Here is an 18,140-nt window from a genome sequence, read left to right as displayed (position 1 = left end):
GACGCCCATGTCCGCGGATCAACCCACGGTGCTTGTGGTCGAAGACGAGCTGGCCCAGCGTGAAGTGCTGGCCTACAATCTCGAAGCCGAAGGCTTTCGCGTGGTCCGGGCCGGCAACGGCGACGAGGCCCTGCTGCATGTCGACGAAGACACCCCCGACATCATCGTGCTGGACTGGATGATGCCCAATACCTCGGGCATCGAGGTCTGCCGCCAGCTCAAGACCCGACCCGAAACCCGGACCATCCCGATCATCATGCTCTCGGCCCGGTCCGAAGAGGTCGACAAGGTGCGCGGGCTGGAAACCGGGGCCGACGATTACGTGGTCAAACCCTATTCGGTGATCGAACTGATGGCCCGCGTGCGCTCGCAGCTGCGCCGGGTTCGGCCGTCAACGGTCGGCCTGCGGCTGGAATTCGACGATATCGTCCTCGATGCCGAGACCCACAAGGTCAGCCGCGCCGAACAGCCGCTCAAGCTCGGGCCGACCGAGTTCCGCCTGCTGTCGACCTTCATGGAAAAGCCCGGCCGGGTCTGGTCGCGCGAGCAGTTGCTCGACCGGGTCTGGGGCCGCGACATCTATGTCGACACGCGCACTGTCGATGTCCATATCGGCCGCCTGCGCAAGGCCCTGACGATGCACGGCGGCGCCGACCCCGTGCGCACCGTGCGCGGCGCCGGCTACGCCCTGGGCTGACCCTCCAGCCCCTGCGCCCACGCACCCCGGCCGCGCACCAGGCAGCCGGGGCAGGGCGCCACCCACACCGGCACCACTCGCGCAAGCCCCATATGGCGCCCTGAGCCGCCCCTCCATCCCTGCGCCCACACCCACCAGCCGTCCGCTACCGACCGGGGCAGGGCGCCACCCCACACCGGCGCCGTTCCCGCGCGCCCCCTCCGCAGCCCCTGCTACCGCAAGGGCTGCCCCTCCACACCCTGCGCCCAAAGACCTCCACCGCCCACGCACCAACCGGGGCATCGCGCCGTCCCCCTGCTTCTTCTTGGCCCAAATACCCTGCCTTGCCCGCACCACCCGCGCGACGCCGATCAAGGGCACCACACCTGCACCCCCAATGGCTCATGCCACAGGCGCACACACACCAAGTGAATATCTACCGGGGCAGCGGATCTTCCGGCTCGGCCTTCTCGGCCAGCCAATCGCGAAACTGCACCAGGTCGGGATTGCGCGCCTGGCTCTCCGGCCAGACCAGGTAATAGCCCCCCTCGGCCTCGATCCGGGGCCCCAGCGCCACCAGCTGGCCGGTCGCCAGCTCCTGTTCCACCAGGTAATCCGGCATCAGCGCCGCGCCCAGCCCGTGGCGCGCCGCCTGGGCGATGGTTGAGAACTGGTCATGGATCGTCCCTCCGCCGTCCGACATCCGCGCCAGCCCGGCCGCCGCGAACCAGTCGGGCCAGGCCTCGGGCCGGGTGCGGATGTGCAGCAGCGGCAGCCGCGCCGCCAGAGCGGGCGAGGGGGCCTGCCCGCCGAGCAGGTCCGGCGCCGCCACCGGCAGCAGGTGCTCATGTTTCAACAACAGCGCCCGGGTGCCCGGCCAATCACCCTGGCGGCCATAGCGGATCGCCGCATGGATGGACTCGCCGGCAAAGGAAAAGCTCTCCAGCCGGGTCGTCATGTTGATCGTGATATCGGGGTGCAACCGCGCGAAATCGGGCAGGCGGGGCATCAGCCAGCGCATTCCGAAGGCCGGCAGGATGGCCAGCGTCAGCGTCCCGCCCGGCGGCGCCACCTGCAGCCGCATCGTCGCCTCGGCCACCCGCGACAGCGCCGCGCGCACTTCGGCCGCATAGGCCCGCGCCTGGGGCGTCAGCTCCAGCCGGCGACCTTCGCGCCGGGCCAGTTCCTGGCCCAGCTGCGCCTCCAGCGCCTGCAACTGGCGGCTGACCGCACCCTGGGTCAGCGCCAGGTCGTCGGCCGCGGCCGAGGCGCTGCCCAGCCGGTCCAGGGCTTCGATCATCCGCAGCGCTGACATCGACGGCAGAAGTTTGCGTGCATGGGCCATCTATGAGCTAATGTCATAAGCGCATGACAAAGTCTCGCTGTTTGTCACCGCCCGGCTGCGCTAGAGCGGGGGCAGACCGAAACCAGGAGAACACCGATGAACGCGCCAAGCACGCCGAAACCTTCGCTGCGGGCCAAGGACGCCCCCGACCTGGGCTCCTTCGACTGGTCGGACCCGTTCCGCCTCGATGACCAGCTCACCGAAGACGAACGCATGATCGCCGCCTCCGCCCGGGCCTATGCCCAGGAAAAGCTGCAGACGCGGGTCACCGAGGCCTATGAAAACGAAACCGTCGAGCCCGCGATCTTTGCCGAGATGGGCGAAATGGGCCTGCTGGGCGTGACCTTGCCCGAGGAATACGGCGGGCTGGGCGCGGGTTATGTGTCCTATGGCCTGGTCGCCCGCGAGGTCGAGCGCGTGGATTCCGGCTATCGCTCGATGATGTCGGTGCAATCCAGCCTGGTGATCTATCCGATCTATGCCTACGGCTCCGAGGAACAGCGCCGGAAATACCTGCCGAAACTGGCCAGCGGCGAATGGATCGGCTGTTTCGGCCTGACCGAACCCGACGCCGGATCGGACCCCGCCGGCATGAAGACCCGCGCCGAGAAGATCGACGGTGGCTATCGGCTGACCGGCTCGAAGATGTGGATCTCGAACGCGCCCGTGGCCGATGTCTTTGTCATCTGGGCCAAGTCCGAAGCCCATGGCGGCAAGATCCGCGGCTTTGTCCTGGAAAAGGGCATGAAAGGCCTGTCCGCGCCCAAGATCGCCAACAAGATGTCGCTGCGCGCCTCGGTCACCGGCGAGGTCGTGATGGATGGTGTCGAAGTCGGCGAAGACGCGCTGCTGCCGCATGTGCAGGGGCTGAAAGGCCCGTTCGGCTGTCTCAACCGCGCGCGCTACGGCATTGCCTGGGGTGCGATGGGTGCGGCTGAATTCTGCTGGACCGCCGCGCGGCAATACGGGCTGGACCGCAAGCAGTTCAACAAGCCACTGGCCCAGACCCAGCTTTTCCAGAAGAAACTGGCCGACATGCAGACCGAGATCGCCCTGGGCCTGCAGGGCGCGCTGCGCGTGGGCCGGCTGATGGACGAGGCCAAGGCCGCGCCCGAGATGATCTCGATCGTCAAGCGCAACAATTGCGGCAAGGCGCTGGATATCGCGCGGCTGTCGCGTGACATGCACGGAGGCAATGGCATCAGCCTGGAATTCCAGGTCATCCGCCACACGATGAACCTTGAAACCGTGAACACCTACGAAGGCACCCATGACGTGCACGCGCTGATCCTGGGCCGCGCGCAGACCGGGCTTCAGGCGTTTTTCTGATCTCTGACATCCTTGACGGGGCGGTCCTTCGGGGCCGCCTTGTCGCCCACGCATTTCCCTCATAATCGATATTATGTAAATATCGGGTCCGCCGCGACCCGGCATTTCCCCCGGTTTCACCCGAAAATCGGCCGAATGCCGCCCGACGCGCTGCATCTGCGAAATGGCATTTCGATCTGCGGTATTGGCAGGTCGGGCATTCCTCTCTAACCTCACCATCATCAACCAGAGTCGCCCAAGCGACCGGAGAGATACCAAGGGAGGAACCGGGATGCGTCATCGCAGCCTGATGTCACGGGCGCGCGCCCGATGACCAGCATGAGCCATGATGAGGCCGCCGCCCATCTGATTGCCACCAACCCCGTCTTTGCCACGACCACCGCCCGCATCCGTGGATCGGATTACCGGGTCTTTGCCAACACGCCGGCCCATCTGCGCGACCTGCTGATCCGCGTGCGCGAGGTACATGGCAACGGCGCTGACGATTACCTCAGCTACGGCGACGAACGCTGGACCTATGACGCGTTCTGCGCCGAGATCTGCGCCCTGGCCGAGGCGCTGCGGAAACGTGGCATCGCGCCCGGCGACCGCGTGGCCATTGCCATGCGCAACTACCCGGAAATGCTGGTCCTTTTCCTGGCCATCTCCGCGATTGGCGGTGTCGTCGTCTTCGTCAATGCCTGGTGGACCGAAGACGAGCTGGATTATGCAATGCGCGACAGCCGGCCGGCGCTGATCCTGGCCGACGGGCCACGGATGACGCGGCTGCTGGCGCTGAAGGACAAGCTGGGGCTGCAGCTGATCGGGCTGCGCGATGGCGCCGGGATCGCGCCGGAGACCTACGAGGATCTGCGCGCCACCGGGCTTGGCGCCGGCTGGCCCGACGTGGCCATCGACACCGACGACGATTTTGCGATCATGTATTCCTCGGGCACGACGGGCCATCCCAAGGGCGTCGTGCTGACCCATCGCGGCGCGATCAACGCGGTCTATACGTGGCTGCTGCAATCGGCGATCCACAAGATCCGCAATCCCGGTCTAGATGACACGGCGCAATCGGTGATCCTGGTCGCCACGCCGCTCTTTCATGTCACGGCCACCCATCCGGTTTTCCTGTTTTCGCTGCCCGCCGGCGCGCGGATCGTGCTGATGCACAAATGGGATGCCGACGAGGCCGTGCGGCTGATCCGCCACGAAAAGGTCACCCGGTTCATGGGCGTGCCGACCCAGTCGGCCGACCTGATGGACAAGGCACGCGCCCGGCAAGATCCCCTTGAAACGCTTGGATATATCGGCGCCGGCGGAGCCAAGAGGCCGTCGGCACAGGTTGGGCAATTGGCGCAGACCTTTCCCGAGGCGCTGATTGCCACGGGCTGGGGCATGACCGAAACCAACGCCGTGGGCATCGGCATGGCCGGGCCGGATTACGTCGACCGACCCGGAGCCTGCGGACGGCTGTTTCCGCCGGTCCAGGACGTGCGCTTCCTGTGCCCCCAAGGCCGTGACGTGGCGCCCGGAGAGATCGGCGAAATCACTGTAAGAAGCCCCTGCAACATGCGGGAATACCTAAATAAACCCGACGCCACCGCCGAGGTTCTGCAAGACGGCTGGCTGCGCACGGGCGATCTGGGCCGGATCGATGCCGAGGGGTTCATCACCATCGTCGACCGGGCCAAGAACATCATCATCCGCGGCGGCGAGAACATTGCCTGCCTCGACGTGGAAAGCGCCCTGCACCAGCATCCCGACGTGGCCGAAGCCTGTGTCTTTCCGCTGCCGCATGAACGGCTGGGCGAGACCGTCGGCGCGCTGGTCCAGCTGCGCCCCGAGGCCACGGCCACGGCGGAGGCGCTGCGGGACTTCCTGGCCGGGCATATCGCCCATTTCAAGATCCCAGAACACCTGTGGATGCAGGGCGATCCCCTGCCCCGCGGCGCGACCGACAAGCTCGATCGCCGGGGGATCCGGCAGGATTGCACCGACCGGCTGGCGGCCGGGCTCATCGACAGCCAAGGAGGACGCGGCAATGCGCGCATCGTTTGACCTGACCGGCAAGGTCGCCCTGCTGACCGGGGCATCGCGGGGCATGGGGCTGGCCATGGCCACGTCCCTGGCCGATCACGGGGCGCGTGTGGTGATCTCGGCCCGCAAAGCCGACCAGCTGGAGGCCGCGCGCGAGCAGATCGAGGCGGAGGTGCCCGGCGCGCAGGTCTTTGCCGTGGCGGCCAACGTGGGATACCGCGATCAGCTTGAGGCGCTGGTGGCGCAATGCCATGCGCTGGCCGGGCCGGTCGACATCCTGGTCGGCAATGCCGGGGTGAACCCATATTACGGCAAGACCTCGGAAATTCCGGATGCGGCCTATGACAAGACGATGTCGGCCAATGTGCAGTCGAACCTGTGGCTGGCCCAGCTGGTGGCACCGGACATGGCCGGGCGTGGCGGCGGGTCGATGATCTTCACCTCGTCGATCGGCGCGTTCAAACCCTCCGAGATGCTGGGCACCTACGGGATGTCCAAGCTTGCGCTGATCGGCCTGGTGCGCAACCTTGCCATGGAATTCGGGCCTCGGGGCATCCGGGTGAACGCGATCTGCCCGGGGCTGATCCGGACGGAATTCGCGCGGGAACTCTGGGACAACCCGGAGGTTGAGAACCGGATCCAGGGCGAAATCCCGCTGCGGCGCCTGGGCGAGCCGGAAGACCTGGCCGGGATCGTGGTGTACCTGGCATCGGATGCCGGGCGCTACATGACGGGCCAGGCGCTGACGGTGTGCGGCGGGTCGAACATGTGGGCGTAAGACTATGGAATTGAAAGACAAGATCATCGTGATCACCGGCGCGGCCGGCGGTATCGGGCGGGCGCTGGCGCTGCGTTTCGCGCAGGAAGGCGCGGGCCATATCGTCTGTGCCGACCTGGACGGGACCGGGGCCGAAGAGACCGCGCGGATGGTCGATGGCACGGCCTTCGAGGTCAACGTGGCCCGCGAGGTCGAGATTTCGGGGATGATCGACAAGGTCGAAGGTGCGATCGGGCCGATCGACCTGTTCTGTTCGAACGCGGGCATCCTGGTGCCCGGCGGCGCCGAGGTGCCCGACGGCGATTGGCAGCGGATCTGGGAGGTCAACGTGATGGCCCATCTCTGGGCCGCGCGGCACCTGGTGCCCCGGATGATCGAGCGCGGCGGCGGGTACCTGCTGAACACGGCCTCGGCGGCGGGGCTGCTCAACCAGGTGGGCTCGGCGCCCTACGGGGTGACCAAGCACGCGGCGGTCGGGCTGGCGGAATGGCTGGCGCTGACCCATGGCGATGACGGCATCAAGGTCAGCGTGCTGTGCCCGCAGGCCGTGCGCACGGCGATGACCGAGGGCCATGAGGATGGCGTGGCGGCACAGGATGGCATGCTGGAACCCGGGCCGGTGGCCGAGGCCTGCGTGGCGGCGATCCGGGACGAGGTCTTCCTGGTGCTGCCGCATCCCGAGGTGCTGGGCTACATGCGGCGCAAGGCCGAGAATTACGACCGCTGGATCGGCGGGATGCGCAAGCTGAACCGGATCTACGGCGACAGGCTCTGAGCGCGGCAAGGGGTGGCAGGCGTGGCGCCGGGGGGCGCTGCCCCCGTCCTCCGTTGGAGGACTCCCCCGGGAATACTTGGAAAGAGAAAGAAGCAGCAGGAGCGCCCTGCCCCGCGGAACGGTGCGGGCGGTTGGGTGGGTGCCTGCGCCGGGGTCACGGGCCGGGCGCTCGGCGGATGGCAGGGCCGGTTGTGCTGGCCGGATGAATGGGCTGGTCGCAAGGCCATGTGCGCAGGCCCGATGTCTCCGAACATACGCGCCGAGTGCACAGGCGGAAGCAAGGGCGGATCAATGGGCGTAGATCCCGGCGGATCGCAGGCCCTGGCGAACCGGCCGATGACACGGCTCCCATGGACAGCTGTTGCGCAGAGACCGATGGTGCCGGATGAACAGGCCGGACGGATGGGCCATTTGCGGGGGTGGATGCACAGGCCGGCGACACGCGGAGCGGTCCCTGGGGCCGGATGCACAGGGCCTGCGCCCCGGTGAACCGAGCGGGGGCTTGCCGGGAGGGCGCCGGGGTTCCTATGTGACGGTCAAGTCACCAGACAACAACAGGTTCTCAAGATGAAACGCATCGGCTTTCTTTCCTTCGGCCATTGGTCGCCCACCCGCGATTCCCAGGTGCGGACGGCGGCTGACGTGTTGCAGCAATCCATCGAACTGGCCGTGGCGGCCGAAGAGCTGGGCGTCGACGGGGCCTATTACCGGGTCCACCATTTCGCCCGCCAGCTGGCCTCGCCCTTTCCGCTTCTGGCGGCCGTCGGCGCGCGGACCTCATCCATCGAGATCGGCACCGGCGTGATCGACATGCGCTATGAAAACCCGTTCTACATGGCCGAGGATGCCGGGTCGGCCGACCTCATCGCCGGCGGCCGGCTGCAGCTGGGCATCTCGCGCGGATCGCCGGAACAGGTGGTCGACGGGTGGAAGCACTTTGGCTACGTGCCGGCCGAGGGCGAAGACGGGTCGGACATGGCCCGGCGCCATGCGATGGTCTTCCTCGACCTGCTCAGGGGCGAGGGCTTTGCCCAGCCGCATCCGCGGCCGATGTTCCCCAACCCGCCGGGCCTCTTGCGGCTGGAGCCTCATTCCGAAGGGCTGCGCGAGCGGATCTGGTGGGGCGCGGCGTCGAACGCGACGGCGCAATGGGCGGCCGAGATGGGCATGCACCTGCAAAGCTCGACCCTGAAATGGGACGAGACGGGCGAGCCCTTCCACGTCCAGCAGGCCGAGCAGATCCGGCTGTATCGCAAGGCCTGGGCCGAGGCCGGCCATGACCATGAGCCGCGGGTGTCGGTCAGCCGGTCGATCTTTGCCCTGACCAACGACATGGACCGGGCCTATTTCGGCCGGGGCGGCAAGGAAAACGACCAGGTGGGCGTGATCGACGATCAGCGCGCGGTGTTCGGCCGGGGCTATGCCGACGAGCCCGACAAGCTGATCGAACAGCTGAAGGGCGACGAGGCGATTGCCGAGGCCGACACGCTGCTGCTGACCGTGCCCAACATGCTGGGCGTCGATTACAACGCCCATGTGCTGGACACGATCCTGACCCATGTGGCGCCGGCGCTCGGCTGGCGCTGACGGCCCTCAGCCGCGCGGGGCGACGGGGCGGACCAGCCCTTCCTGCGCGGTGCTGGCCACCAATTGGCCATCGGCGGTATAGATCGAGCCGCGGTTGAACCCGCGGCCACCGCCCGACCGCGGGCTGTCCATCACGTAGAGATGCCAGTTCTCGAAGGCGATCGGCGCGTGGAACCACATGGCATGGTCCAGGCTGGCGGTCATCACCCGGGGCTGCAGCCAGGTCAGCCCGTGCGGGCGCAGCGACGAGCCCAGCAGGTACATGTCGGACGCATAGGCCAGCATGCAATGCTGCATCACCGGCGAGGTGCCGGCGGCCCCGGGCACGCGGAACCAGACCTGGTTGCTGTCCGACGCGACGTCGGGGGCGAAGAAATCCAGCGGCTCGACCTCGCGGATCTCGATCGGGCGCAGGCGCAGGAATTCGTCGCGGTATTTCTCGGGGATCTTCCCGGCGGCTTCCTCGCGGCGCTGCTGCAACGACACCAGGCCGTCGGGCCCGGGCACCCGGGGCATGTCGTGCTGGTGGTCCCAGCCGTCTTCTTCGACGTGGAAGGAGGCCGACATGTTCAGGATCTGGCGGCCATGCTGGATGGCCACGACCCGCCGGGTGGTAAAGCTGCCGCCGTCGCGGGCGCGGTCGACCTGGTAGATCACCGGGATCTCGGGGTCTCCGGGGCGGATGAAATAGGCATGCAGCGAATGGCACAGCCGGTCCGGCACGGTGCGATAGGCGGCCATCAGGGCCTGGGCGATGACCTGCCCGCCAAAGATCCGCTTGAGCGTTTCGCCACCGCCGCCGGTGCCCCGGAAGAGGTCGACCTCAAGCTGTTCGATGTCGAGAAGTTCCAGAAGCGCCCGGTTTGCCGCATCCACCATTGTCTAGCCGTCCAGTTCCGCCGCGCGCGCCGCGGCATAGGTCACGTAGAAATCAAAAGCCTCGGGGTTGGCCATGGAATCGCGATTCACGACGCGCCCCGGATCGCCCCCCAAAAGCAGCTTTTTGACCGGAACTTCCAGCTTCTTTCCCGACAGGGTGCGTGGCACCTGGGTCACCTGCACGATCTCGTTGGGCAGGAACCGGGCCGAGACACCGTCGCGAATGGCCTGGTTGATGCGCGCCGTCAGGTCGTCGGTCAGGGCCTGGCCCGGGGCGGTGACAACAAAGAGCGGCATGAAACTGTCGCGGCCGAGGAATTCCAGGTCGACGACCAGGCTGTCGAGGATCTCGGGCAGGGCTTCGACGGCGCGATAGATCTCGGACGAGCCCAGCCGCAGGCCCTTGCGGTTGATCGTGGCATCCGACCGGCCATAGATGATGGCGCCCCCGTCCTCGGTGATCTCGATCCAGTCGCCGTGGCGCCAGATGCCGGGATAGGTGTCGAAATAGCTGTCGTGCAGGCGCGTTCCATCGTCGTCGCCCCACAGGTAGAGCGGCATCGAGGGCATCGGCGCGGTACAGACCAGCTCGCCCACCGCGCCGATCAGCTCGTGGCCGGCTTCGTCAAAGCTGCGCACGGCAACGCCCAGAAAGCGGCATTGCATCTCGCCCGCGCGCACGGGCAGCATCGGGTGGCCGCCGACAAAGCCGCCGGCCAGGTCGGTGCCGCCCGAGATCGGGGCCAGCCAGACATCGGGCCGGGCGGCGGTGTAGATCCAGTCATAGGCATCGGCCGACAGGGGCGAGCCGGTCGAGCCGATGGCGACCAGGGCCGAGAGGTCCAGCGTGTCGACCGGGCGGATGCCGGCCTTGCGGCAGGTGTCAAAGAACGCGGCCCCGGCGCCCAGCATGGTCAGCCTTTCGCGGGCGGCAAAGCGCCAGAGTTCCATCATGTCGGGATGGTTGGGCGCGGCGTCAAAGATGGCCAGCGTGGCGCCCTGCCCCAGCGCCGCGGCCTGGGCGTTCCACATGATCCAGCCCGACGAGGTCAGCCAGCAGAACCGGTCGTCGGGGCCGATATCCTGGTGCAGGGCCTGTTTCGCGCCTTCCAGCAGGATGCCGCCATGGCCGTGGACGATGGGCTTGGGATTGCCCGTCGTGCCCGATGAATAGACCACCCAGAGCGGATGATCGAAGGGCACCGGGGTGATGTCGAGCGCATGGTCATGGCCCAGCATGTCGGCCCAGGGCGTGGCACCGGCGGGTATGTCACCGGCGACGGGCAGCCAGATGGTGTGTCTTAGTGTCGGCAGGCTGTCCCGGATATGGGACACAACAGCCCGGCGGTCGACGGGTTTGCCGGCATGGACATAACCGTCCTGGGCGATCAGCACGGCCGGTTCGATCTGGCGGAACCGGTCGATGATCGCGGTCTGGCCCATGTCGGGCGCACACAGCGACCAGATCGCCCCGATCGACGCGCTGGCCAGCATGGCGATGATGGCCACCTCGGTATTGGGCAGGATGGCGACGACCCGGTCGCCCTGCCCCACGCCCATGGCGCGCAGCTGGCCGGCCACGCTGGCCACCGCCGCACGCAGCTGGCCATGGGTCATGCGCAGGTCGGGGAAGGTCTCGGAATGCACGATCAGCGCCGGCCGGTCCGGAGCGGTCTCGGCATGGCGCAGCATCTGGTCGGCAAAGTTCAGCGTGGCCCCGGGAAACCATTCGGCCCCGGGCATGACCCGCGCGGTCAGCACCCTTTCATAGGGCGTGGCGGCCCGGACATCGGCGAAATCCCAGATCGCCGCCCAGAAGGCTTCCAGCTCGTCGACGCTCCAGGACCACAGCGCCTGGTAATCGTCGAACTGCAGGCCGCGCCTGGCAAGGAAGCGCAGGAAATCGGCCATGCGGCTGGCCTGGGCACGCTCGGACGACGGGGTCCACAGGACGGGATTGCGGCTCATGCCACCATCGCCCCGTGCACCAGCGCCTTGAGTTCGGCGCGCGAGGGATAGGAGCTGGACGGCGCCAGCTGGGTGAAGAAGACGGCCGAAAGCTGGCGCGCCCGGTCGATCCAGAAATAGGTCGAGGCCATGCCCCCCCAGGAGAAATCGCCGACGCTGCCCGGCGTGCGCGCGCGGGCCGGATCGATAACGACCGAACCGCCCAGGCCAAAGCCCGTGCCCTGCATGGGTTGTTCGGCAAAGCTGGTCGGGCCCATCTCGGCAATCTCGCCCCTGAGATGGTTGCGCATCATGAAATCCAGCGTGGCCGGCGACAGGATGCGGTGGCCGTTGGCCTCGCCGCCCCGGCGCAGCATCTCGGCAAAGCGCATGTAATCGTCGATCGTGCCGACCAGCCCACCGCCGCCCGAGAAACACTGGGTGGTGTGATAGCGGCTGTCGTCGGGCGCATCGGAGAGGTTGAGCGGATCGGCGCCTCGGGTCGGGGCATCGACCGACATCGGGTCACCGTCCAGCGGGGTGTACAGCGCGGCAAACCGGTCGCCGGTACCCGGGGGCACGCGGAAGGCCGTGCCGGTCATGCCGGTGGGCGCAAAGATCTCTTCGGCGAAGAACCGGTCGAGGCTGCGGCCCGAGACGATTTCGACCACCCGGCCAAGGATATCGATCGAGACGGAATATTCCCAGCGCTGGCCGGGCGCGAAGACCAGCGGCAGGGCGGCGACCTTGTCGGTGACGGTTTCGAGCGTGCGGCGGCCGGGGCCGAAATCGAGCTTGTCCTCCGCCATGGCCTCGGCCACGAGGTTGTCGTTGAAGCTGTAGGTCAGGCCCGAGGTATGGGTGAGCAGCTGGTGGATCGTGGGCGTGGCACAAGACGCGACCTGGTCCAGCCGGGTGGCCCCGGGCACAAGCGCCTGCATGTCGTCAAAGGCGGGGATGAAATCGGACACCGGGGCGTCGAGCGGGAAGAGGCCACGTTCGACCAGGGTCATGATGGCAACCGAGGTGACAGGCTTGGTCATGGAATAGATCCGGGCCAGCGTGTCGCGGGTAAAGGGCAGTCCGGCTTCGATATTGCGCTGGCCACAGGCATGGGCCAGGACCTCGCGGCCCTGGCGGGCGACCAGCACCGAAGCGCCGGCATAGCGCCGGCGGTCGACGTAGGATTGCATCCAGCCGGCAATGCGGCCCAGGCGGGCCGGGTCGAGGCCGAGGTTCTGCGGATCTCCGATATCCATCTGTGGCGCGGCCCTCCCAAGCCGGTGCATGCGGTCGCGGCGATGAGACCGCGATCAAGGCGAAATGTCGAGAGGCCGGGCGGGTCGTGGCGGGGCGTCACTTGGCGGACGCGGCCCGGTGCGGTGTTGTTTGTGCGGTTTTGCTTGGGGCCGGATGGCTCGGCGGGACCGCACGATGCCGGTCGGGGGGATGCGTGGCAGGTGTCGCGTCGACCGGCCGGGGCGTGGGCGGATGACGACCGCCGAGGGGGCGCTGCCCCCGTCCTCCGATGGAGGACTCCCCCGGGAATACTTGGAAAGAGAAAGAAGCAGGGGCGCGGCGCAGGATCGGGCGGCGCGCCCCCGGGGTGCGCTTAGCCCATGGCCCGCAGGCGCTTGATCAGGGCCGAGGTATCCCAGCGGCCGCCGCCCAGTTTCTGGACATCCTTGTAGAACTGGTCGACCAGGGCGGTGACCGGCAGGCTGGCGCCGATCTCGTCGCCGGTGTCGAGGCAGATGCCCAGGTCCTTGCGCATCCAGTCGACGGCAAACCCGTGGTCGAAATGATCGTCGAGCATGGTCTCGTAGCGGTTGGCCATCTGCCAGGAACCGGCGGCACCCTGCGAGATGACCTCGACCACGTCGCGGCCGTCGAGCCCGGCCTTCTCGGCGAAATGCAGCGCCTCGGACAGGCCCTGGACCAGGCCGGCGATGGCGATCTGGTTGCACATCTTGGTCATCTGTCCGGCGCCGCTGTCGCCGATCCGCCGGCAGATGCGGGCATAGGCGGCGATGATCGGCTCGGCCCGGTCATAAGCCCCCTGTTCGCCGCCGCACATGACCGACAGCACGCCGTTCTGGGCCCCGGCCTGGCCGCCCGAGATCGGGGCATCGACAAAGCTGACCTGGCGGGTGTCGGCGGTGGCATGCAATTCGCGGGTGACGGCGGCCGACACGGTGGTGTGATCGACAAACACGCTGCCGCTCTCCATCCCGGAAAAGGCGCCGTCATCGCCCAGGCAGACCGAGCGCAGATCGTCGTCGTTGCCCACGCAGGACATGACGAATTCGGCACCCTGCGCGGCGGCGGCCGGGGTCGGCGCCGAGGCGCCGCCATGTTCGGCCACCCAGGCGTCGGCCTTGGCCGGGGTGCGGTTATAGACCGTGACCTCGTGGCCCTTGGCCTGCAGATGCCCGGCCATCGGGTACCCCATCACTCCCAGTCCCAGAAACGTGACCTTTGCCATCTGCTTTTCCCTTGCTTGCGGCTGTTCTAAAGTGTCGCGGCACCCTAACAGGCGGGGCGCTGGTTTCAATCCGGAGGACCTGATGGCAATCGTGTTTCGCTGGCTCATGCGGCTGGCCGGTGGTCTTGTCGTGCTGATCGTCCTGGCCGTGTTGATGGTCTATTACCTGGCCGCCCAGTCGCTGCCCGATTACGACGACACCGTCGCGGTCGACGGGCTGCAGGCGCCGGTCGAGATCGTGCGCGACAATGCCAACGTGCCCCATGTATTTGGCGCCGACGACCCGGACGTGTTCTTTGGCCTGGGTTATGCCCATGCCCAGGACCGGCTGTGGCAGATGGTGACCATGCGCCGGCTGGTCCAGGGCCGGCTGTCCGAGGTCTTTGGCACGCGGACCGTCGAGACCGACAAGCTGATGCGCCGGCTGGATCTTTACCGGCTGGCCGTCGAGTCGGTGCCCGACCAGAGCGCGGAAACCATGGTCGCGCTGCGGGCCTATGCCGCCGGGGTCAATGCCCGGCTGGCCGAGATCAACGACCGGGCCCTTGGGCGTGGCGCGCCCGAGATGTTCCTGTTCAACTTTCCCGTGGCGCCCTGGCAGCCGGCCGATTCCATTGCCATGGTCAAGCTGATGGGCGTGATGCTGAGCGGCCACCTGGACAACGAGGTCCTGCGCGCGCGCACGGCGCTGATGCTGGACGATCCCGCCCGGCTGGCCGACATCATGCCCGACGCCCCGGGCACGGGCATTGCCGCCCTGCCCGAGTTTGCCAGCCTGTTCCCCGACCTGCCCCGCTATGCGGCCAATACCCAGGTCGATTACGGCCCGCTCTCGCCCTTTCCCAGCCGCGACCTGGCCGGGGCCTCGAATGCCTGGTCCGCCGCGCCCAGCCGGTCGGCTTCGGGCGGGACGCTGCTGGCCAATGATCCCCACCTGGGCTTTACCGCGCCGTCCTACTGGTACCTCGCCCGGATCGAGCTGCAGAGCGGCGGGGTGATCGGGGCGACGATCCCGGGCATCCCCACGGTCCTGATCGGGCGCACCGCCCGGCTGGGCTGGGGGCTGACCTCGTCCTACCTGGACGACCAGGACCTGCATATCGAGAAACTCAACCCCGAGAACCCGCAGGAATACCTGACCCCCGACGGCTACAAGCGGTTCGAAAGCCGGCCGTCGATCATCCAGATCAAGGACGCCCCGCCGATCACGCTGATGCTGCGCTGGACGGAAAACGGCCCCGTCCTGCCGCCGACCCATTACAACCTGGGCACCGTCACGCCTCCGGGCCATGTCATGTCGCTGAACTGGACGGTGCTGAACCCCGACGACACCACGCTGACCGCCGCCATCGACGTCATGCATGCCGGGTCGGTCGACGAGGCCATCGCCGCGGCCGAAGCCTATATCGCGCCGTCGCAGAACCTGTCGCTGGTCGACCAGGACACGATTGCCATGAAGACCATCGGCTGGGTGCCCCGCCGCGACGCCCGCCACCGCAGCCAGGGCCGGCTGCCCTCGGAAGGCTGGCGGGCCGAGAACCGCTGGCTGGGCCGGGCGCCCTATGCGGCCAACCCCGAATTTGTCGCCCCCGTCGGCGGGATCATCGGCAATACCAACAACAAGACCGTGCAACGGCCCTTTCCCAACCACATCTCGTTCCTGTGGGGCGACACCCAGCGCATCAACCGCTGGCAGCGCCTGATGCAATCGCGCCAGGTCCATACCCGCGACAGTTTCATCGAGGCCCAGCTTGACACGATCAGCTTCACCGCCCGCTCGCTGCTGCCGCTGATCGGGGCCGACCTGTGGTTCACCGGCGAAGCCGCGCCGGCCGGCACGCCCGAACGCCAGCGCCAGATCGCCCTGTCGCTGCTCGCCGAATGGAACGGCGAGATGAACGAACACATGCCCGAGCCGCTGATCTACGCGGCCTGGCTGCGCGCCCTGCAGGACCGGCTGATCCATGACGAGCTGGGCCAGCTGTCCAGCGAATTCACCCATGTGGAGCCGCTCTTCATCGAACGGGTCTACCGCGACATCGACGGGGCCTCGGCCTGGTGCGACGTGCGCCAGAGCGCGCCCGTCGAGACCTGCACCGACATGGCCCGGCTGGCGCTGGACGATGCGCTGGTCTGGATCGGCGACACCTATGGCACCAATCTCGAAACCCTGCGCTGGGGCGATGCCCACCAGGCCACCCATGATCACCCGATCCTGGGCAACGTGCCGCTGCTGCGTTACTTCGTGAACATCCGCCAGTCGACCAGCGGCGGCGACAACACGCTGCAACGGGGCCGCACCTCGGGCGAAGGCCCTGATCCGTTCCAGAACGTGCATGGCGCGGGCTATCGCGGGGTCTATGACTTTGCCGATCCCGACAGCTCGGTCTTCATCATCTCGACCGGCCAGTCGGGCCACCCGCTGTCACGCCATTACGACGACCTGGCCCAGCTGTGGCGGCGCGGCGAATACATCCCGATGTCGCTGGATGCCGACCTGGCCCGGGCCGCGGCGGTGGGCATCACCCATCTGAACCCGCGCTGATCCGCCGGGACACCGCATGAACCGGGACACTGCACGAACCCGAACACCGCATGGACCGGAACACCGTAAGAACCGGAACACTGCATGAAAAAGGCGCCGGCCGGGATATCTCCGCGCCGGCGCCTGATCGGTTCCGCCTTGGTCGTGCCGTTCAGAGCCCGGCGTATTGGCGGGCCTGTTTCTCGGTCCAGCGCACCTGGATCACGAAACCCTCGTCGTCCTGTTCTTCGGACACCACGACATCCTGGGCAAACAGCCAGGCCCGCCGCCGTCCGTCCGCGAAATCAAGACGCAGCTCCTCGTCGCGCCGGTGCCCGGCCAGCGCCGTGGCAATGGCCTCAAGCAGGACATCCAGCCCCTCGCCCGTGATCGCCGAGATCGGATAGACATGATCGTCGCGCCCGGCCCGGACCACCGCCTGTTCGCGGTCGGTCTCGTCAAGCCGGTCGATCTTGTTCCAGACCTCGAACATCGGCCGCTCGTCCTCCACCCCGAGCGAGCCCAGGATCGCCGTGACGTCCTGGGCCTGTTCGGCCGTCTCGTCATGGGAAATGTCGCGCACATGCAGGATCAGGTCGGCGCCCAGCACCTCTTCGAGCGTCGCCCGGAAGGCCGCCACCAGCTCGGTCGGCAGATCCGAGATGAACCCCACCGTGTCCGACAGGATGACCTCGGGCCCGTCGGGCAGCACGACGCGCCGCATCGTCGGGTCCAGCGTGGCAAAGAGCATGTCCTTGGCCATGACTTCGGCCCCGGTCAACCGGTTGAACAGCGTCGATTTTCCGGCGTTGGTATAGCCCACCAGCGCCACGATCGGATAGGGCACCTTGGCTCGCGCCGCCCGGTGCAGCGTGCGCGTCTTGACCACCTTGTCGAGCTGCCGGCGCAGGCGCACCAGCTGTTCGTCGATTGCCCGCCGGTCGGCCTCGATCTGGGTTTCGCCGGGGCCACCGACAAAGCCCAACCCGCCGCGCTGGCGTTCCAGGTGGGTCCAGGCCCGCACCAGCCGCGTGCGCTGATAGCTCAGCGCGGCCATCTCGACCTGCAACACCCCTTCGCGCGTCGCCGCGCGGTCCGAGAAGATCTCAAGGATCAGCCCGGTCCGGTCGAGGATCTTGACCTTCCACTGGCGTTCAAGATTGCGCTGCTGAACGGGCGACAGCGGGCCGTCGACGAGCACAAGCTCGACTTCGCCCGCCTTGAACCGCGCGCCCAGCTCCTCGATCTTGCCCGTGCCGAACAACAGGCCCGGATGCGGCCGCGCCAGGCGCACCACTTCGGACCCGACCACGTCCAGGTCAGGCAAGGCCCGTGCCAGCGACACCGCCTCTTCCAGCGCCGGCCCTGCTGCGCGGCGCTCGAAATCACTTGTCAGTTCCGGGTGGAGGACCCAGGCACGGGTCTTCCTCCGCTCATGCTCCATCAAGAGGCGTCTTCGCCCTCGTATAGGTTGATCGGCTGGGCCGGCATGATGGTCGAAATCGCGTGCTTGTAGACCAGCTGCGATTGTCCATCCCGGCGCAGCAGCACGCAGAAGTTGTCAAACCAGGTAATCACACCCTGCAGTTTCACCCCATTGATCAGAAAGATGGTAACCGGAACCTTTGTCTTTCGGACATGATTGAGGAATGCATCCTGCAGATTCTGTCTGTCGGAAGCCATGTTGGGAAATACTCGCCCTTGTTCTTGTGTTATTTATATGCGCTGCACCCTACATACTGCGCTTGGACCGGAGTATGTCTGCGTGATCGGGGAACTTCCACCCCAAATCG

14 protein-coding genes are annotated in these 18,140 nt (G+C 67.3%); 7 read left to right on the top strand and 7 right to left on the bottom strand.

The annotated features are described in order from the left end of the window. Nucleotides 1-7 precede the first annotated feature (7 nt). Complete coding sequence (phoB, locus tag ACK3BB_RS13730) at nt 8-697, top strand: phosphate regulon transcriptional regulator PhoB (protein WP_428925210.1); 690 nt, start codon at nt 8-10, stop codon at nt 695-697. A gap of 415 nt (nt 698-1,112) precedes the next feature. Here the strand turns inward: phoB and ACK3BB_RS13725 are convergent, their stop codons facing one another. Beyond that, nucleotides 1,113-2,021, bottom strand: a complete 909-nt coding sequence (locus ACK3BB_RS13725; RefSeq protein ID WP_428925209.1) for a LysR substrate-binding domain-containing protein — start codon at nt 2,019-2,021, stop codon at nt 1,113-1,115. Nucleotides 2,022-2,117: 96 nt separating this feature from the next. Between ACK3BB_RS13725 and ACK3BB_RS13720 the strand changes: the two genes are divergently transcribed. The 5 genes from ACK3BB_RS13720 to ACK3BB_RS13700 all read left to right on the top strand — a co-directional run bounded on the left by ACK3BB_RS13720 (nt 2,118) and on the right by ACK3BB_RS13700 (nt 8,512). Next, nucleotides 2,118-3,350: an acyl-CoA dehydrogenase gene (locus ACK3BB_RS13720; protein WP_428925208.1), complete on the top strand. Its 1,233-nt coding sequence runs from the start codon at nt 2,118-2,120 to the stop codon at nt 3,348-3,350. Nucleotides 3,351-3,668: 318 nt separating this feature from the next. Then, nucleotides 3,669-5,393 carry a class I adenylate-forming enzyme family protein gene (locus tag ACK3BB_RS13715; protein WP_428925207.1) on the top strand — a complete coding sequence of 575 codons (1,725 nt, stop codon included), beginning with the start codon at nt 3,669-3,671 and terminating at the stop codon, nt 5,391-5,393. Then, complete coding sequence (locus tag ACK3BB_RS13710) at nt 5,377-6,150, top strand: SDR family NAD(P)-dependent oxidoreductase (protein WP_428925206.1); 774 nt, start codon at nt 5,377-5,379, stop codon at nt 6,148-6,150. Before ACK3BB_RS13715 ends, ACK3BB_RS13710 begins: the two co-directional genes overlap by 17 nt. A gap of 4 nt (nt 6,151-6,154) precedes the next feature. Beyond that, the gene (locus ACK3BB_RS13705) at nt 6,155-6,925 is read left to right on the top strand and encodes an SDR family oxidoreductase (protein ID WP_428925205.1); all 771 of its coding nucleotides are present in this window, start codon (nt 6,155-6,157) and stop codon (nt 6,923-6,925) included. 567 nt (nt 6,926-7,492) lie between these two features. Beyond that, nucleotides 7,493-8,512, top strand: coding sequence for an LLM class flavin-dependent oxidoreductase (locus ACK3BB_RS13700; RefSeq protein WP_428925204.1), 1,020 nt, complete (start codon nt 7,493-7,495; stop codon nt 8,510-8,512). A gap of 6 nt (nt 8,513-8,518) precedes the next feature. Here ACK3BB_RS13700 and ACK3BB_RS13695 read toward each other — a convergent pair whose 3' ends face one another. The 4 genes from ACK3BB_RS13695 to ACK3BB_RS13680 all read right to left on the bottom strand — a co-directional run bounded on the left by ACK3BB_RS13695 (nt 8,519) and on the right by ACK3BB_RS13680 (nt 13,823). Next, nucleotides 8,519-9,391, bottom strand: a complete 873-nt coding sequence (locus ACK3BB_RS13695) for an acyl-CoA thioesterase (protein ID WP_428925203.1) — start codon at nt 9,389-9,391, stop codon at nt 8,519-8,521. Nucleotides 9,392-9,394: 3 nt separating this feature from the next. After that, nucleotides 9,395-11,359 carry an acetoacetate--CoA ligase gene (locus tag ACK3BB_RS13690; protein ID WP_428925202.1) on the bottom strand — a complete coding sequence of 655 codons (1,965 nt, stop codon included), beginning with the start codon at nt 11,357-11,359 and terminating at the stop codon, nt 9,395-9,397. Continuing rightward, the gene (locus ACK3BB_RS13685; protein ID WP_428925201.1) at nt 11,356-12,597 is read right to left on the bottom strand and encodes a serine hydrolase domain-containing protein; all 1,242 of its coding nucleotides are present in this window, start codon (nt 12,595-12,597) and stop codon (nt 11,356-11,358) included. The genes ACK3BB_RS13690 and ACK3BB_RS13685 overlap by 4 nt, the downstream gene beginning before the upstream one ends. Before the next feature lie 353 nt (nt 12,598-12,950). Continuing rightward, nucleotides 12,951-13,823: an NAD(P)-dependent oxidoreductase gene (locus ACK3BB_RS13680; RefSeq protein ID WP_428925200.1), complete on the bottom strand. Its 873-nt coding sequence runs from the start codon at nt 13,821-13,823 to the stop codon at nt 12,951-12,953. Between the two features lie 82 nt (nt 13,824-13,905). Between ACK3BB_RS13680 and ACK3BB_RS13675 the strand changes: the two genes are divergently transcribed. After that, nucleotides 13,906-16,368, top strand: a complete 2,463-nt coding sequence (locus ACK3BB_RS13675; RefSeq protein ID WP_428925199.1) for a penicillin acylase family protein — start codon at nt 13,906-13,908, stop codon at nt 16,366-16,368. A gap of 151 nt (nt 16,369-16,519) precedes the next feature. On the opposite strand, the gene hflX is transcribed toward ACK3BB_RS13675, so the two are convergent. Together hflX and hfq are read right to left on the bottom strand one after the other, a co-directional pair. Continuing rightward, the gene (gene hflX / locus ACK3BB_RS13670) at nt 16,520-17,791 is read right to left on the bottom strand and encodes a GTPase HflX (protein ID WP_428925198.1); all 1,272 of its coding nucleotides are present in this window, start codon (nt 17,789-17,791) and stop codon (nt 16,520-16,522) included. Then, complete coding sequence (gene hfq / locus ACK3BB_RS13665) at nt 17,791-18,030, bottom strand: RNA chaperone Hfq (RefSeq protein ID WP_088648030.1); 240 nt, start codon at nt 18,028-18,030, stop codon at nt 17,791-17,793. Before hfq ends, hflX begins: the two co-directional genes overlap by 1 nt. Between the last annotated feature and the right edge of the window lie 110 nt (nt 18,031-18,140).

It is taken from the genome of Marinibacterium sp. SX1 (assembly GCF_050389775.1).
Lineage (GTDB): Bacteria > Pseudomonadota > Alphaproteobacteria > Rhodobacterales > Rhodobacteraceae > Marinibacterium.
The sequence above is the reverse complement of the archived record's forward strand: the minus strand, read 5'-3'. Positions and strand labels throughout refer to the sequence as shown.

Coding starts and splice junctions, on each gene's coding strand:
- phoB (WP_428925210.1), top strand. CDS start 8: ATGTCCGCGGATCAACCCACGGTGCTTGTGGTCGAAGACGAGCTGGCC.
- ACK3BB_RS13725 (WP_428925209.1), bottom strand. CDS start 2,021: ATGGCCCATGCACGCAAACTTCTGCCGTCGATGTCAGCGCTGCGGATG.
- ACK3BB_RS13720 (WP_428925208.1), top strand. CDS start 2,118: ATGAACGCGCCAAGCACGCCGAAACCTTCGCTGCGGGCCAAGGACGCC.
- ACK3BB_RS13715 (WP_428925207.1), top strand. CDS start 3,669: ATGAGCCATGATGAGGCCGCCGCCCATCTGATTGCCACCAACCCCGTC.
- ACK3BB_RS13710 (WP_428925206.1), top strand. CDS start 5,377: ATGCGCGCATCGTTTGACCTGACCGGCAAGGTCGCCCTGCTGACCGGG.
- ACK3BB_RS13705 (WP_428925205.1), top strand. CDS start 6,155: ATGGAATTGAAAGACAAGATCATCGTGATCACCGGCGCGGCCGGCGGT.
- ACK3BB_RS13700 (WP_428925204.1), top strand. CDS start 7,493: ATGAAACGCATCGGCTTTCTTTCCTTCGGCCATTGGTCGCCCACCCGC.
- ACK3BB_RS13695 (WP_428925203.1), bottom strand. CDS start 9,391: ATGGTGGATGCGGCAAACCGGGCGCTTCTGGAACTTCTCGACATCGAA.
- ACK3BB_RS13690 (WP_428925202.1), bottom strand. CDS start 11,359: ATGAGCCGCAATCCCGTCCTGTGGACCCCGTCGTCCGAGCGTGCCCAG.
- ACK3BB_RS13685 (WP_428925201.1), bottom strand. CDS start 12,597: ATGGATATCGGAGATCCGCAGAACCTCGGCCTCGACCCGGCCCGCCTG.
- ACK3BB_RS13680 (WP_428925200.1), bottom strand. CDS start 13,823: ATGGCAAAGGTCACGTTTCTGGGACTGGGAGTGATGGGGTACCCGATG.
- ACK3BB_RS13675 (WP_428925199.1), top strand. CDS start 13,906: ATGGCAATCGTGTTTCGCTGGCTCATGCGGCTGGCCGGTGGTCTTGTC.
- hflX (WP_428925198.1), bottom strand. CDS start 17,791: ATGGAGCATGAGCGGAGGAAGACCCGTGCCTGGGTCCTCCACCCGGAA.
- hfq (WP_088648030.1), bottom strand. CDS start 18,030: ATGGCTTCCGACAGACAGAATCTGCAGGATGCATTCCTCAATCATGTC.